Genomic DNA, 15,560 nt, shown 5'->3' with positions numbered 1-15,560 from the left:
ATTTCTACTAGAAAATATCAATCAATAGATTACCATTAACTTCTAGTATCTAAACTCATTTAAAAATGATCTCACTTTGACAAATTTTACAAACTCAAACTAGGAAATAATCTATAAAAAGTATACAATCAATATTTACAGTAATAACCATAACAATATTAACAAACAAAACAACACAATTTAGACTTATTAAAAATATAAAAACATTATTTATTAAATTGCTAAAAATTACACCATCAAATCCACTTTACCAACCTCACTATAAAAACTACTAAAATCCAATTTTCACCCCGCCTACTTTTTTAACACTCAAGCCCATAAAAAAATAACATTCACAATAAATAGCATTTTCCACACAAAGCAAATAAACTACAACTTACCCACAATTAGCCATAACCTAAAATGATGATACATAAAAATACCCCCTCCCACAAACAACCTAAAAACTATAAAAAACAATTAACCCACATCCACCATACACCCTAAAAAGCCATAATTACACCAACAAGTTTACCAAAGCTACTTTCTTATATTAATCAATAATCCTAAGCCTATTAATGATAAAAAACAATATCTTATTAAATAAAAACATCTATAACAATCTAAGCAAATAAACAAGCAATCTATCAATTATAAATAATACACACCTAAGAACATAAAACTACAATTTCATCTAAAAAACCCATAAAAGCAAATTTAATAAAGCAATAAAAAAGATATACACAATTAAAAATTAAAACAAGCCTCCATAAATTATTAAAATAATTTAATACAAACTACAAAGCACCGCCAACTAAAAAACTAAAAAACTAAAAAAGTAATTTACCAAACTTACTATAAGCATTTTAAAGCTAAAACAACTAAACCTTCAAACCAACTAAGCCAACTATTAAAATAATTCAATCACAATAACACAACTTAAAAGCTATAGCAACCAAATAAACCAACTCTATACAAAAACGCTACGCCCACCCCCCCCACACACAAACCACACAAACCACACAAACCACACAAACCACACAAACCACACAAACCACACAAACCACACAAACCACACAAACTACACAAACTACACAAACTACACAAACTACACAAACTAATCCACGACAAGCAGTAAAAACTAACTTAACCACTAAACAATTCATGATCGCACCATAAAAGAAATAAAAGAAACCTACTTTTTACAACTATCTCTAAAGCTCTTTATTATAATTTAATCACTTTCCTAGAAAGATATTTATTATAAAAAACCATAAAAGAAATAAATTATAAAACAATAAAAACTATCTCTAATAAAAAAAACAAAGAATAAACTAATTAAGGATTTAACTAAGTAATAAGTAAGAATAATAAGAGAATTAACAAGTCCGCAATGAGCTACTTTCCCCCTGCCAGTAAGGCGTAGTATCATCACCCACGATGTGCTTAGCTTCTTGGTTCGGGATGGAGCAAGGCGTCTCCACATCTGTATAATCACGGACATTGTTATTTAAATATTCTATTTAAATCTTTATACTGTTTTATCAAGAATACTTAAAAAACAATGTTAAGAGCAAGTTCTAATATCAACGAACTTCTACTATAAGATTTTACTTTTAAGACTAAAGCTTAATAAAAACCTTAACAAGGAAGTGATGCTTAAATAAGATAAGCCAAACGCTCTATTAGTACTGGTCAGCTAAAGGACTTTCATCCATTACACACCCAGCCTATCAAACTAGTAGTCTTCTAGAGAGCTTAGAGAAGATTCATCTTAGAGTTGGCTTCACGCTTAGATGCTTTCAGCGTTTATCCGTTCCAAACTTAGCTACGCTGCGATGCTCTTGGCAGAACAACAGCTACACCAGTGGTTTGTTCAACCCGGTCCTCTCGTACTAGGGTCAAATCTCTTCAATCTTCTTACGCCCACGGCAGATAGGGACCGAACTGTCTCACGACGTTCTGAACCCAGCTCGCGTACCGCTTTAAATGGCGAACAGCCATACCCTTGGGACCTGCTCCAGCCCCAGGATGCGATGAGCCGACATCGAGGTGCCAAACCTCCCCGTCGATGTGAGCTCTTGGGGGAGATCAGCCTGTTATCCCCGGGGTACCTTTTATCCTTTGAGCGATGGCCCTTCCACACAGAACCACCGGATCACTAAGACCGACTTTCGTCTCTGCTTGACTTGTATGTCTTGCAGTTAAGCTGGCTTATACCTTTATACTCTACGAACGATTTCCAACCGTTCTGAGCCAACCTTTGTAAGCCTCCGTTATTATTTGGGAGGCGACCGCCCCAGTCAAACTACCCACCAGACATTGTCCCACTTGAGGATAACTCAAGCTGGTTAGCTACCCAAATAAGAAAGAGTGGTATCTCAACAACGGCTCATATACAACTGGCGTCATATACTCAAAGCCTCCCACCTATCCTGCACATTCTTATCCAAATAGCAGTGTCAAGCTGTAGTAAAGGTCCACGGGGTCTTTCCGTCTTGCCGCGGGTAGGAGGAATTTTCACCTCCACTACAATTTCACTGGATCCCTCTTTGAGACAGCTCCCATCTCGTTACGCCATTCATGCAGGTCGGTATTTAACCGACAAGGAATTTCGCTACCTTAGGACCGTTATAGTTACGGCCGCCGTTTACTCGGGCTTCGATCAAGAGCTTCGCTAATGCTAACCCCATCAATTAACCTTCGAGCACCGGGCAGGCGTCACACCCTATACATCCTCTTACGAGTTAGCAGAGTGCTGTGTTTTTGGTAAACAGTCGGGAGGGACTCTTTGTTGTAAGTTTCTTCGCTTTCGGAGTAAATCCTAATACGAAGCGAACCACACCTTATACCGAAGATACGGTGCTATTTTGCAGAGTTCCTTAAAGAGAGTTCTTCCACGCGCCTTAGAATACTCATCCCACCCACCTGTGTCGGTTTACGGTACGGGCAACATTAGCTAAACTTAGAAACTTTTCTTGGCTCGACGGCATCAGCAATTCTCCTCGCTGTCCGAAGACTTTGAAGAGCCTTTCAGTTCTCGGAGTATTGTTATACGGATTTGCCTATATAACCTCCTACGACCTTAGACTAGCACTTCCATCCGCTAGCTTGCTTAGCCCTAAGCGTCCTTCCATCGCACACTAATGTTGGTATTGGAATATTAACCAATTTGCCATCGTCTACCCCTTTCGGACTCGACTTAGGACCCGACTAACCCTACGATGACGAGCATCGCGTAGGAAACCTTGGGTTTACGGCGTTAATGATTCTCACATTAATTATCGCTACTCATGCCTGCATGCTCACTTCTATTCGCTCCAGCACTCCTTACCGGTATACCTTCGGCGCAAATAGAACGCTCTCCTACCACTTGATAAAATCAAGTCTACAGCTTCGGTACTTACTTTAGCCCCGTTATATTTTCCGCGCAAAATCACTAGACCAGTGAGCTATTACGCTTTCTTTAAAGGATGGCTGCTTCTAAGCCAACCTCCTGGTTGTTTAAGTAACTTCACATCGTTTTCCACTTAAGTAAGATTTAGGGACCTTAGCTGGTAGTCTGGGTTGTTTCCCTCTTGACGACGGATTTTATCACTCGCCGCCTGACTGCTGTGATTACATATAAGGTATTCGGAGTTTGATAGGGTTTGGTACATTGGTGTATGCCCTAGCCCATTCAGTGCTCTACCCCCTTATATTACGACACAACGCTATACCTAAATATATTTCGGAGAGAACCAGCTATCACGAAGTTTGATTGGCCTTTCACCCCTATCCACAAGTCATCCGGGGGCTTTTCAACGCCTATCGGTTCAGTCCTCCACTAGTTCTTACACTAGCTTCAACTTGCTCATGGATAGATCACTTCGTTTCGGGTCTGCAGCATCTGACTTAATCGCCCTATTCAGACTCGCTTTCGCTACGGCTTCGCGTGTGCTTAACCTTGCCAGACACCACAACTCGCAGGCTCATTATGCAAAAGGCAGTCCATCACACTGTATTGCTACATAGTGCTCTGAATGATTGTAAGCAAATGGTTTCAGGTTCTATTTCACTCTGATCACCTCAGTTCTTTTCACCTTTCCCTCACGGTACTTGTGCACTATCGGTCTGGTAGTAGTATTTAGGGTTGGATCGTGGTCGACCCAGCTTCAGACAGGATTCCTCGTGTCCCGCCCTACTCAGGATACTGCTAGCTAAGGTTTGGTTTTCGTATACGGGACTATCACCCTCTATGGCTACACTTTCCAGAGTGTTCTACTAACCTCACCTATTGCACATTGCAGTCCTACAACCCCCAGTGCAAGCACTGGGTTTGCCCTCTTGCGCTTTCGCTCGCCGCTACTGACGCAATCTCTATTGATTTCTTTTCCTGTAGGTACTAAGATGTTTCAATTCCCTACGTTCGCTCCATTATGGTAGTATATATCTCTATATACTGGGTTGCCCCATTCGGAAATCTACGGATCAAAGCTTCTTGACAGCTCCCCGTAGCTTATCGCAGTCTAGTACGTCCTTCATCGCCTTTACCAGCCAAGGCATCCACCATTCGCTCTTAATAGCTTACCTTTTAAATTCATTCTAAAACGCATCACTTCCTTGCTAAAGTTTTTATGATAAGACTTTACTATCTTAAGACGGAAAGCATTTAAACACTTAATAAAACTAAAAATATTAGTCCAACTAAGCTGTGAGTTTAAAACTTGTCTTTAACTAAAAGCTAAAGAAAAGATAGCTAGGTTTTATCCTTTAACAAGTCCTGTAAAATTGTTTTTATTAAAACTTGCTTGTGACTCTTAACAATGATAATTCAAATAACATTAAATAACTAATCTAATATATAAAATATTCTATTATTTATTTAGCTTAGGTCTTAAAACCTAAAGGAAGTATATATCAAGAGTTTAAATAATTTAAAAACATAAGTAATAAATCATTTTACTTTACTTATTGCTTTATTATTAGCTATATACTTGCTTTAAGTTTTAAAACTTTAATTTATGATTGATAAACAAATCTTTTATGGTGGGCCTAACAAGACTTGAACTTGTGACCTCACCCTTATCAGGGGTGCACTCTAACCAGCTGAGCTATAGGCCCTTAATAAATGGTGGAGAATAGCGGGATCGAACCGCTGACCTCCTGCGTGCAAAGCAGGCGCTCTCCCAGCTGAGCTAATTCCCCAAAATTAGCTTTTCATCAATCTTTGAAATCTAAACAAGGATGATTGAGTCTATATATGAACTGATAGTTGTGAGACTTATCAGTTTGTACTCTAGAAAGGAGGTGATCCAACCGCAGGTTCTCCTACGGTTACCTTGTTACGACTTCACCCCAGTCGCTGATTCCACTGTGGACGGTAACTAGTTTAGTATTCCGGCTTCGAGTGAAATCAACTCCCATGGTGTGACGGGCGGTGAGTACAAGACCCGGGAACGTATTCACCGTAGCATGGCTGATCTACGATTACTAGCGATTCCGGCTTCATGCTCTCGAGTTGCAGAGAACAATCCGAACTGGGACATATTTTATAGATTTGCTCCACCTCGCGGTATTGCGTCTCATTGTATATGCCATTGTAGCACGTGTGTCGCCCTGGGCATAAGGGCCATGATGACTTGACGTCGTCCACACCTTCCTCCTCCTTACGAAGGCAGTCTATTTAGAGTGCTCGGCCGAACCGTTAGCAACTAAATACGTGGGTTGCGCTCGTTGCGGGACTTAACCCAACATCTCACGACACGAGCTGACGACAGCCGTGCAGCACCTGTCTCTAAGTTCTAGCAAGCTAGCACCCTCATATCTCTATAAGGTTCTTAGGATATCAAGCCCAGGTAAGGTTCTTCGCGTATCTTCGAATTAAACCACATGCTCCACCGCTTGTGCGGGTCCCCGTCTATTCCTTTGAGTTTTAATCTTGCGACCGTACTCCCCAGGCGGTACACTTAATGCGTTAGCTGCATTACTGAGATGACTAGCACCCCAACAACTAGTGTACATCGTTTAGGGCGTGGACTACCAGGGTATCTAATCCTGTTTGCTCCCCACGCTTTCGCGCCTTAGCGTCAGTTAAGTTCCAGCAGATCGCCTTCGCAATGGGTATTCTTGGTGATATCTACGGATTTTACCCCTACACCACCAATTCCATCTGCCTCTCCCTCACTCTAGACTACCAGTTTCCCAAGCAGTTCAACGGTTAAGCCGTTGGATTTCACAAGAGACTTGATAATCCGCCTACGCGCCCTTTACGCCCAGTGATTCCGAGTAACGCTTGCACCCTCCGTATTACCGCGGCTGCTGGCACGGAGTTAGCCGGTGCTTATTCCTTAGGTACCGTCAGAATTCTTCCCTAAGAAAAGGAGTTTACGCTCCGAAAAGTGTCATCCTCCACGCGGCGTTGCTGCGTCAGGGTTTCCCCCATTGCGCAATATTCCCTACTGCTGCCTCCCGTAGGAGTCTGGACCGTGTCTCAGTTCCAGTGTGACTGATCATCCTCTCAGACCAGTTAAGCGTCATAGCCTTGGTGAGCCATTACCTCACCAACTAGCTGATACTATATAGTCTCATCCTACACCGAAAAAACTTTCCCTACTCAACTTGTGTTAAGCAGGAGTATAGAGTATTAGCAGTCGTTTCCAACTGTTGTCCTCTTGTGTAGGGCAGATTAACTATACCTTACTCACCCGTGCGCCACTAATCCACTTCTAGCAAGCTAAAAGCTTCATCGTTCGACTTGCATGTATTAGGCACGCCGCCAGCGTTCACTCTGAGCCAGGATCAAACTCTCCATAAAAAATAATTGGATAAGTTTAATCTTTTTCTTCAAAGAAAAAGTTGATTGTTAAGATTTAAAAATAAATCTTTCTGGCTCAATCGATCACTTATTTAGATTTCAAAGATTGACTATAAGATTTGATTAACAATATTAATAATTTAAAGAACAAATACTAAAAAATTAAGACAAAAAATCTTAGCTTTTTAAATCCCTTTCGTTTGAAAAGGAAATGAAATTATAGCAACAAAAGCTTAAAGTTTTATTAAATGAAAAAAGAAATGAAAATAAAAAAAGAAATTTATAGAAAGGAGAATTTATAAATATAGAATAATAAATATAAAAGAATATAAAGTGTATTGATATAGGGTGTATGAAGTGAAGTGTGTTAAAGAAGTGGGGGGGGTTATACTCTATTTTTTTGCTTATTAAGAAGGTTAACACTTAATAAAACAATAAAACTAAAAATTAAAAGTATAAGGCTATAAACATGAGCTGTAGTAAAATCTAAATTTTCCATACTTTCATATATAGCAATACTTGCTACTTTCGTTTCCCCATTTAAAGAACCACCTATCATTAACACTATACCAAACTCACCCATAGTATGTGCAAAACTTATTACCAAAGCACTGAGTATAGCTGGTTTAATACTAGGTAAAATTACTCTAAAAAGCGTGATGAAAGAATTTTTTCCTAAAGAAAAACTCGCTTCAACGATATTTTTTGAAATTAATGTCATGGAAGTATACAAAGGATTAAACATAAAAGGTAGTGAGTAAATACAACTTGCTATAACCAATCCCTCAAAAGTAAAAGCCAAAGTGATATCAAAGTGCTTTTCTAAAAATTCACCTAAAAAAGAATACTTTGAAAATAAAATCAACAAGTAAAAACCAACAACAGATGGTGGTAAAACCAGAGGTAAAGTTATAATTGTTTCTAAAATTTTTTTTGTTCTAAAATGTTTAAAAGCAAAAATCCAAGCAAGTGGCACACAAAAACAAAATAAAATAACACAGGTAACAATAGAAAGCTTCATTGAAACTAAAAAGGGAGTCCAATCAATATTTTGAAGTAGTTGCAGCATTATCAAAGCTTCGTTCTCAAGCCAAAAAAGGCTTGAGATTATTTTCCTAGAGTTGGCTGCATTTCAATGATCTTCCAAGGGAGTCCTTGAGTGTTTAACTCATCCATAAAAGGTTTAGCGTCAAATTCTTCCATATTAAATACACCCTTACCTTGCCAAATTCCTTTCGCAATTAATTTTGTACCTATCATTGCAGGAACTCCAGTGGTGTAGCTCACAGCTTGCGCTCCAGTTTCTTTAAAGCATTCTTCGTGATTACAAACATTATAAATATATACTTGCTTATCTTTTCCATCTTTTACACCACGTATTACACAACCTATGTTTGTATAACCCTTAGTACGAGGTCCTAAACTAGCAGGATCAGGAAGCAAGGTTTTTAAAAATTCTATTGGTATTATTTCTTTACCTTGATGTATAACAGGTTTAATGCCCAGCATACCAACATTTTCAAGGCATTTCATATGAGTTAAATAACTTTGCCCAAAAGTCATAAAAAATCTAATTCTTTTTAAACCCTTAATGTTTTTCACTAGACTTTCAAGTTCTTCATGATAAAGCAAATAACTATCTTTTACCCCTACTTCAGGATAATCCCATTCCATTTTTATTTCCATAGGCTCAGTTTCTATCCACTTACCTTCTTGCCAATAACGCCCTTTTGCTGAAACTTCTCTTAAGTTGATTTCAGGATTGAAATTAGTTGCAAATGCATAACCGTGATCTCCTGCATTACAATCTAATATATCGATATAGTGAATTTCATCAAATAAATTTTGCTGCGCATAAGCACAAAAAACATTGGTCGCACCAGGATCAAATCCACTACCTAATAGCCCTAAAATTCCTGCTTCCTTAAATTTTTCGTTTTTTGCCCATTGCTCTTTGTATTCAAATTTAGCTAAGTCAGGGTGTTCATAATTTGCAGTATCTACATAATGAATATTAGTTTGAATACATGCATCCATTAAAGTTAAATCTTGATAAGGCAAAGCCACATTTAGTAAAATTTCAGCCTTTGTTTTTTTGATAAGCTCAACCACAGCGGCGGTATCATCTGCATCAATTTGCTCAGTGTAAATTTCTACACCTAAGCGTTCTTTGATAAACGCAGCTATTTCATCACACTTGCTTTTAGTTCTACTTGCTAGAGTTATTTTACTAAAAACATCGCTATTCATTGCGCATTTTACAGTTGCAACGCGACTTACACCACCTGCACCTATAATTAAAAGATTTTTCATTAGCCTTCCTCAATTTTTTTGAAAATTGTAGCAAAAAAACTTTATAAAGCATTGAAATTCAATCATAAAAATCTTTTTATAATCTTTTTTTAAAATAAAACAAGTAAAATGATAATTTTTTAAATTTTTTAAGGACACTTATGAATTTACAAAGTGTAGAACTATCTTATCCTATTATTACTACATTTATTACCTATGCATTTTTAATGCTTTTTATAGGTTTTTATTTTTACAAAAAAAATCAAAACAGTAAAGATTATTTTGTCGGAAATGCCTCTATGGGGCCTGTTGTTTCGGCTTTAAGCGCTGGTGCTTCTGATATGAGTAGTTGGCTATTAATGGCCTTTCCTGGTGCATTATATGCAGCTGGTCTTGGACAAATATACATTGCTATAGGCTTGACTTTTGGAATGTTTTTAAATTGGACCTTTGTCGCTAAAAGACTAAAAATCTTCTCGCAAATTGCCAAAGACTGCATTACAATACCTGATTTCTTTGAGAGTCGTTTTCATGATAACAAACATATCTTAAGAAGTGTATGTTCGATCGTGATTTTAGTGTTTTTTACAATTTATATTAGCGCTGGATTAGTAAGTGGCGCTAAACTTTTTGAAAGTGTATTTAACTTGCCTTATCTTTATGCTTTGAGTATTGGATTTTTGGTGATTGTTTTATATACTTTTTTAGGAGGATATAAAGCTGTTTGCTGGACTGATATGATACAAGGACTTTTAATGATGGGTTCTTTGGTAATCATTCCTTTTGTGATGATTTTTGAACTAGGTGGTTTTGGCGAAGCGTTTTCTACTATACATGATGTTAAACCACAAGCCTTTGGATTAGATGGTGGTGGCTGGTTAGTGGTAGTTTCAACTCTAGCATGGGGACTTGGATATTTTGGTCAACCTCATATATTAATTCGTTTTATCTCTATAAAAAATGTAAAAGAAATTCCTACTGCAACTTTCATTGGGATAACCTGGATGGTAATATCCTTAGCAGGAGCTGCAATGATAGGTTTTTTAGGTATTGCTTATATGGCAAAATTTAACCTTAGTCTAAATGACCCTGAAAGAATATTTATCGTAATGTCTCAAGTGCTTTTTAACCCTTGGGTAGCAGGAATTTTACTCAGTGCTATTTTAGCTGCCATTATGAGCACAGCTAGTTCTCAACTACTAGTGTGTGCATCTACTTTAGTGCAAGATTTTTACACACAAATTTTAAAAAGAAAGACAAGTGACAAAAACATTACCTTATTCTCTCGCATGGGTGTTTTGGTTGTTGCTTGTGTAGCCTTTGTGCTTTCGCTTGATACACAAATTCAAATTTTAGGTATTGTTTCATATGCATGGGCGGGTTTTGGAGCTAGTTTTGGAAGTGTTATTTTATTTGCACTATTTTACAAAAACATGAGCAAAGAAGGTGCTATAGCGGGTATGATTAGTGGGGCTTTAACTGTTATATTATATAAACATTTTGGCTCAAATTTCATAGCAGTTTATGAAATCATTCCTGGATTTTTAGTTGCGAGCTGTTTTATTGTAATCTTTAGCACTATTTTTAAAGCAAGTAAACAGAGTGTCTGTCACTATGAAAAAATGCTAAAAGAGATCTAAAATGTTTAGATCTTTTTTTTACTCCAAAAAATGGGCATTATGGGCTTATGCGGGATTATTTTTTTTATTAGCCTCTTTACTTGCACAAACTTCTATTAATGTTGCCATTAATGAATGGTATAAAGACTTTTATGATGTTTTACAAGATGCCAAAAATCACAATATTAATGATTTTTATTATTTCATCAAGCAATTTTTATATTTAGCTTTACCTTATGTTTTTATTGCAACCATTACGCAATATTTTGGTAGTATTTATGCCTTTAAATGGCGTGAAGCGATGACTTTTGATTATATTAAATTTTGGCAAAAAAAAGATGACAACATAGAAGGTAGCTCGCAAAGAATTCAAGAAGATATTTACAATTTCTCAAAAATTATAGAAAGCTTAGGATTAGCTTTTGTTAAAGCAATAATGACTTTAATTGCTTTTGTGCCTATTTTATGGATGCTAAGTGCACATGTCCATCTACCTATCTTAAAAGATATCAGTGGTTCTTTAGTATGGATAGCTTTTTTAGTATCCTTAGGAGGGCTTATTATATCATGGTTTGTTGGCATTAAACTCCCTGGGCTTGAATATAACAATCAAAAAGCAGAAGCTGCCTTTAGAAAAGAACTAGTCTTTGCAGAAGATGACAGAAAAAATTATGCTAGCGATGAAAGCATTTTAAGTTTATTTACTGGGCTTAAAGTTAACTATAAAAGATTATTTTTACACTATGGATATTTTAATGTGTGGTTATATTTATTTGAGCAATTTATGGTTATAGTTCCTTTTTTAATCATGGCTCCAAGCTTATTTTTAGGTCTTATACAACTTGGAATTATTATACAAGTTGGAAATGCCTTTGATCAAGTTAGATCTTCATTTAGCATTTTCATCACCAACTGGACTACCATAACCCAGTTACGTAGTATTTACAAACGTTTAGATGAATTTGAAAAAAATATAGAATACAGAAAAAAATAAATTAATTTAAAATATACCGTTTATTTTAAGCTGATTTTATAGTTTTGATTTGATATAATTTTGCGAAAAATTTTATTAAAGGAGTTTTTTTGGACCCCAGTCAATCTTTAGACTTAAATCAAACATTACCTACAGTTGCATCAATCGATGTAGGCTATTCTACTTTTATGATTCTTGTTGCACTAGCATTAGTGCTTTTAAACGGCTTTTTTGTTCTTTCTGAATTTGCCATTGTCAAAGTTCGTAGATCAAAACTAGAAGAAATGGTAAAAGAAAAAAAACGCAATGCTAAAAAAGCTTTAGAAGTTACCTCTAAACTTGATACTTATCTAAGTGCATGTCAGCTTGGTATCACATTAAGCTCTCTTGCTCTTGGTTGGATAGGCGAACCCGCTATTGCTAAACTGCTTGAAGTGCCTTTGGCAAATTTAGGTTTAAGCTCCACGTTAACGCATACCATTGCATTTATTATTGCATTTGCGATCATCACTTTACTACATGTTGTATTAGGTGAACTTGTACCAAAAAGTATCGCAATCACTATTGCAGATAAAGCCGTACTATGGATAGCAAGACCTTTACACTTATTCTGGTTGCTTTTCTTGCCATTTATAAAGACATTCGACTTCTTAGCGGCTAGTTCTTTAAAAATCATTGGTATCAAACCTGCAAAAGAACATGAATTAAGTCACTCTGAAGAAGAAATTAAATTCATTGCAAGTGAAAGTCAAAAAGGCGGTGTACTAGATGAATTTGAAACAGAAATCATTCGCAATGCTGTTGACTTTTCAGACACTGTCGCAAAAGAAATCATGACACCAAGAAAAGATATGATATGTCTTAATAAGCAAAAAAGTTATGAAGAAAATATGCAAATTGTCTGTCAGCACAAGCATACTCGTTTTCCATACATAGATGGATCAAAAGATGTTATCTTAGGTATGGTACACATTAGAGATATTATGCAAAATGAACTAAGTAAAAACAAGAAAAAACTAGATGATTTCTTGATCAAAATGATTTTGGTTCCAGAAAACATTAGTATTTCAAAAGTTCTTTTTATGATGAACAAAGAGCAAGTACACACTGCGTTAGTTGTTGATGAATACGGTGGAACAGCAGGTCTTTTAACCATGGAAGATATCATGGAGGAAATTGTTGGTGATATCAATGATGAACATGATGATTCTAGTCCGCACTTTAAAAAACTTGCAGAAAATATTTATGAATTTCAAGGAAGATATGAAATTAGCGAGGTTGAAGAATTACTCAATATACGCTATGATGAAGATTTAGAGCAAGTTACTATAGGTGGATATGTATTTAATCTTCTTGGTCGTCTCCCGGTAGTTGGAGATAGAATAGAAGATGAATTTTGCCACTATGAAGTTAAAAAAATGGATGGCAATAGCATAGAACGTATCAAAGTAGTGCGTAAAAGCACTGAAGAGGAAGAGTAAAAACTCTTCTTCATTCTAATATAAATTTCTCACGCATTCAAACTCATTCAAACTCATTCAAACTCATTCAAACTCATTCAAACTCATTCAAACTCATTCAAACTCATTCAAACTCATTCAAACTCATTCAAACTCATTCAAACTCATTCAAACTCATTCAAACTCATTCAAATTAAAAACTATCCCAAAAATTGCGAATATTATTTTCTATAAAACTACATAATTTTATAAGAGAGTTAGCAAAACATAAAATATGAAATACAAAATAAAATAGAAAGAAAAAAGAAGAATAAAAAAATAAGATGAGCTATAAAAGCTCATCTTTATGAAATTAACCGTTTCTTTTTTTGATAATTTCTTCAGAAACATTCTTAGGAACTTCATCATAATGATCAAATTCCATAGAGTAAGTAGCACGGCCTTGTGTTTGGCTTCTAAGATCAGTTGAATATCCAAACATTTCAGCCAACGGACAAAATGCTGTGATGATTTTATTACCACCTCTTTCATCCATTGAATTAACCTGACCACGGCGTTTATTTAAATCACCAATAACATCGCCCATATATTCTTCAGGAGTTTCAACTTCAACTTTCATCATAGGTTCTAAGATTACTGCACCTGCTTTTCTAGCACCTTCTTTAAAGCCCATAGAAGCCGCAAGTTTAAATGCCATTTCAGAAGAATCCACTTCGTGGTAACTTCCATCATAAACTGTTACTTTAACATCTTCAACAGGATAACCCGCTAAAACACCATTTTGCAATGCTTCTTGTACACCTTTATCAACTGCTGGAATATATTCTTTTGGAATTACCCCACCTTTGATATCATTTACAAACTCATAACCACTACCTGGCTCAAGTGGCTCAAGTCTTAAGAATACATGACCATATTGACCACGACCACCTGATTGTTTAGCATATTTATACTCTTGCTCAACTGTTTTTCTAATAGTCTCACGATAAGCAACTTGAGGTTGTCCAACTTCAGCTTCAACTTTAAATTCTCTAAGCATACGATCAACAATAATTTCTAAGTGAAGCTCACCCATACCTGAAATAATAGTTTGACCACTTTCCTCATCTGTAGAAACTCTAAAGCTTGGATCCTCTTGTGCTAATTTATTTAAAGCAATTGACATTTTTTCTTGATCTGCTTTTGTTTTAGGTTCAACAGCAACTGAAATAACAGGATCTGGGAAGTCCATTCTCTCTAAAATAACTTTATCTTTTTCACTTGCTAAAGTATCACCGGTTAATGTATCTTTAAGACCAACAACGGCTCCGATTTCTCCAGCATATAAAGTTTTAATTTCTTCTCTTTTATTAGAGTGCATTTTCAAAAGACGACCAATTCTTTCTTTTTTGTCTTTGGTTGAATTGTATGCATAAGAACCACTTTCTAAACTTCCTCTATAAACACGAACGAAAGTTAATTGTCCAACAAAAGGATCCGTCATGATTTTGAATGCAAGTCCTGCAAATTCACCATCATCAGTTGATTTTACAGAAACTTCTGTACCATCTTCATATTCACCTTTGATATTTGCTACTTCATCAGGAGCTGGTAAGTAAGCTACAACAGCATCAAGTAATGGCTGAACACCTTTATTTTTAAAAGCTGTACCACATAACATTGGAACCATAGAAAGATTCAAACAACCTGCTTTGATACCTGCTTTAATTTCTTCTTGAGTAAGCTCTTCCCCGCCTAAATATTTTTCCATTAATTCATCACTAGTTTCAGAAACCGCTTCTATCATTTTTACACGATATTCTTCAGCTTTTTCCATTAACTCAGCTGGAATTTCTTTTTCTACATAATCAGTTGGCTTGTTTTCATCTTCCCATACTAAAGCTTTCATAGTGATAAGATCGATCACACCTTTGAAATTATCTTCAGCACCGATTGGAATTTGAAGTGGAACTGGATTTCCTTTTAGACGATTTTTAATTTGTTCTTCAACATTAAAGAAATTTGCACCAATTCTGTCCATTTTATTTACAAAAACAATTCTTGGAACACCATATTTATTAGCTTGTCTCCAAACTGTTTCTGATTGTGGTTGTACACCACCTACTGAACAAAATACCGCAACAGCACCATCTAAAACACGCATTGATCTTTCAACTTCGATTGTAAAGTCAACGTGGCCCGGAGTGTCAATAAGATTGATTTGGTGATTCTTCCAAAAACAAGTTGTTGCAGCAGAAGTAATTGTAATACCTCTTTCTTTTTCTTGCTCCATCCAGTCCATTGTAGCTGCACCATCATGTACTTCACCGATTTTGTGACTCATACCTGTGAAGAAAAGGATTCTTTCACTTGTAGTTGTTTTTCCGGCATCAATGTGCGCTGCAATACCTATATTTCTAACTCTTTTTAAAGGGGTACTTCTTGACATTATTTACACCTTT

Annotated in this window: 7 protein-coding genes, 2 tRNA genes and 3 rRNA genes; 3 read left to right on the top strand and 9 right to left on the bottom strand. The window is 36.2% G+C overall.

The features are described from left to right. Positions 1-962: 962 nt before the first annotated feature. From A0083_RS02495 to A0083_RS02460, 8 genes are all read right to left on the bottom strand, one after another. Positions 963-1,145, bottom strand: coding sequence for a hypothetical protein (locus A0083_RS02495; protein ID WP_197553168.1), 183 nt, complete (start codon positions 1,143-1,145; stop codon positions 963-965). Between the two features lie 219 nt (positions 1,146-1,364). Then, positions 1,365-1,481, bottom strand: a 5S ribosomal RNA gene (gene rrf / locus A0083_RS02490). Between the two features lie 162 nt (positions 1,482-1,643). After that, positions 1,644-4,551: ribosomal RNA gene (locus A0083_RS02485) — 23S ribosomal RNA — on the bottom strand. Between the two features lie 454 nt (positions 4,552-5,005). Then, positions 5,006-5,082, bottom strand: a tRNA-Ile gene (locus A0083_RS02480). An 8-nt stretch (positions 5,083-5,090) separates the two neighbouring features. Next, positions 5,091-5,166, bottom strand: a tRNA-Ala gene (locus A0083_RS02475). Positions 5,167-5,261: 95 nt separating this feature from the next. Next, positions 5,262-6,775, bottom strand: a 16S ribosomal RNA gene (locus tag A0083_RS02470). Together the 16S, 23S and 5S rRNA genes with 2 tRNA genes alongside form the textbook arrangement of a ribosomal RNA operon. 385 nt (positions 6,776-7,160) lie before the next feature. Continuing rightward, positions 7,161-7,844, bottom strand: coding sequence for a molybdate ABC transporter permease subunit (gene modB / locus A0083_RS02465; protein WP_197553940.1), 684 nt, complete (start codon positions 7,842-7,844; stop codon positions 7,161-7,163). A 38-nt stretch (positions 7,845-7,882) separates the two neighbouring features. After that, positions 7,883-9,088, bottom strand: a complete 1,206-nt coding sequence (locus tag A0083_RS02460; protein WP_197553937.1) for a saccharopine dehydrogenase family protein — start codon at positions 9,086-9,088, stop codon at positions 7,883-7,885. 140 nt (positions 9,089-9,228) lie between these two features. Between A0083_RS02460 and putP the strand changes: the two genes are divergently transcribed. From putP to A0083_RS02445, 3 genes are all read left to right on the top strand, one after another. Next, positions 9,229-10,707, top strand: coding sequence for a sodium/proline symporter PutP (putP, locus tag A0083_RS02455; protein ID WP_197553934.1), 1,479 nt, complete (start codon positions 9,229-9,231; stop codon positions 10,705-10,707). Position 10,708: 1 nt separating this feature from the next. Next, positions 10,709-11,680 carry a putative transporter gene (locus A0083_RS02450; RefSeq protein WP_120760867.1) on the top strand — a complete coding sequence of 324 codons (972 nt, stop codon included), beginning with the start codon at positions 10,709-10,711 and terminating at the stop codon, positions 11,678-11,680. Positions 11,681-11,769: 89 nt separating this feature from the next. Continuing rightward, positions 11,770-13,140, top strand: coding sequence for a hemolysin family protein (locus A0083_RS02445; protein WP_197553931.1), 1,371 nt, complete (start codon positions 11,770-11,772; stop codon positions 13,138-13,140). Between the two features lie 331 nt (positions 13,141-13,471). Here the strand turns inward: A0083_RS02445 and fusA are convergent, their stop codons facing one another. Further along, positions 13,472-15,547, bottom strand: coding sequence for an elongation factor G (gene fusA / locus A0083_RS02440; protein ID WP_120760865.1), 2,076 nt, complete (start codon positions 15,545-15,547; stop codon positions 13,472-13,474). Positions 15,548-15,560 lie beyond the last annotated feature (13 nt).

This window comes from Campylobacter sp. 2014D-0216 (genome assembly GCF_014931215.1).
Taxonomy (GTDB): Bacteria; Campylobacterota; Campylobacteria; order Campylobacterales; family Campylobacteraceae; genus Campylobacter_D.
The sequence above is the reverse complement of the archived record's forward strand: the minus strand, read 5'-3'. Positions and strand labels throughout refer to the sequence as shown.